A 1,590-nucleotide genomic window follows, 5' to 3' on the forward strand; every position below is an offset into this window, starting at 1 on the left:
GGTCACGCCAATGATTGCTGAGAGGACGGCGCAAATCACGATGGCAGCCGCCGCACGACCCGCCCCTACGTGCGAAAGCCAACGCGCACCCCCAAACGTCCTTCCCATTGCGTAGAGGCCAAACACGTAGTAAGCGCTCTGCATGAACCACAGGACTGCGAAGAATCTTTTCGCCAGAGTCATCTTGATACCTAACGTGAAAGCTCAGCGGGCGGCGAAGCCGTCCGCTGCAGTGACCGGTTATCCAGCATGGAACCTCCAGCTAAGTGCGCATTGGTACTCGCCTGCCACCGCTTCGGCGCGCCGCAGGTAGTCAATGGCGGCGGATGGCGGTTCGAAACGACAAACGATGTCAATACGCAGACTTCGGCCGCGCGCCTCCGGATAGCTTGTGTAGATTTCGCCCGATTCGACGAACCCGAAGTAGCGATTTAGCTTTTCTGCAAGGAGCGTTGAGTGGCCACCGATGTCGCTCCACTCAAGGGGATCGACAACAGTCAACACTGCTTCGCCCGAGAGTCGGTCCAGGCCGAGAGCATCTATGGTGGAGGCATCCTTGATCGTCATCGTGCTGGATAACGTCAAAATTCAGCGGTCGCCGTAGGCGTCCGCTGCAATGCCAGGTTAGGCATTGACAGCATCCAGAAGGAAGTGCACGTCATTCTTGACAAACTACTTACCCAATCCGGATGCCTTTGAAGCTCCGGATGATGGTGCATCGGCGATCTGCTGCAGATTAACTTTTCCCACGCCACTTTCATGCAAAGAGGTCATAAGCATCCCAACGGTATTCGGGTTCACGTTGTAGGGAGCAACGACAGACGCATTGAATTGCCTGTTGCCGTGAAGCTTTCTCACGACGCTTCCGACTTCTCTGCAGTTTGATTTCACACCTCCCACGCTACAGCTAGCGTCCGCCAGTATTCGTATTTCAACGTCCAGCGTTAGCTCTGCGGCAATGCAACCGAGGGCGGCGTAAAGCAAAGAACCAAGGAGCCAGTTCTTCATGGTTCTGCCTAACGTGAAAGCTCAGCGGACGGCGAAGCCGTCCGCTGCAGCGAAAGGTTGGGCCTCATGATGCTCAGCATTAACTCATCCGTGTGATGAGGCGGGCAACAATCAAGTCGTTGCGCTGCAGTTCAAAACCTGCCCAGCCTAAGCCGAGTCGCCACTGCGATTCCGCAGAGCAAAACTCATACACCTGATCGCCGTCCGTAGCGGCCGAAATGAACGCAGCGCACTCCTCCTTGAACCGAGCGTGCGTGCTTGTACCTTCTTGCTTTCGGACATCCTCCAGCCCAGCGCGTCRTCGCACTTCGAACTTCGCCGGCAAAAGCTCAGCGGGCGGTTGGTGGCTGGTCATGATGCCCAACGTCGGCGTTGAGTGGCAGCCCGAAGCGCAGCTTTGGGCTGTCCGCTTGAACAACTGGTTGGGCGTCCCGTGAGCATGTACCTAGCCGCCTGAAACAAATAGCTCATGCTCGGATGCGTCGCGAATCGAACCATCCGGCGCGAAGACCAGACCCTGTTCGTGGTGGAAGCTGACAAGGCCAGCCATCGCGCGCCGTGCTACCTGTGCCACAACGAGCC

At 57.1% G+C, this 1,590-nt stretch carries 3 protein-coding genes; all 3 read right to left on the reverse strand.

From position 1 onward, the window contains the following. Positions 1-183: hypothetical protein (locus AC1DU6_RS30500; RefSeq protein WP_477861826.1), on the reverse strand; the 183-nt coding region annotated here is incomplete at its 3' end. Between the two features lie 57 nt (positions 184-240). Further along, on the reverse strand, positions 241-567 hold the full coding sequence (locus AC1DU6_RS30505; RefSeq protein ID WP_457356636.1) for a DUF6572 domain-containing protein: 327 nt from the start codon (positions 565-567) through the stop codon (positions 241-243). Between the two features lie 105 nt (positions 568-672). After that, entirely contained in the window at positions 673-1,008 is a 336-nt protein-coding gene (locus AC1DU6_RS30510) for a hypothetical protein (RefSeq protein ID WP_457320527.1), read from the reverse strand. Between the last annotated feature and the right edge of the window lie 582 nt (positions 1,009-1,590).

The organism is Roseateles sp. P5_B10, assembly GCF_056400485.1.

What these genes read in the sequence shown, in the direction of transcription:
- AC1DU6_RS30505 (WP_457356636.1), bottom strand. Translation starts at nt 567, where the DNA reads ATGACGATCAAGGATGCCTCCACCATAGATGCTCTCGGCCTGGACCGA.
- AC1DU6_RS30510 (WP_457320527.1), bottom strand. Translation starts at nt 1,008, where the DNA reads ATGAAGAACTGGCTCCTTGGTTCTTTGCTTTACGCCGCCCTCGGTTGC.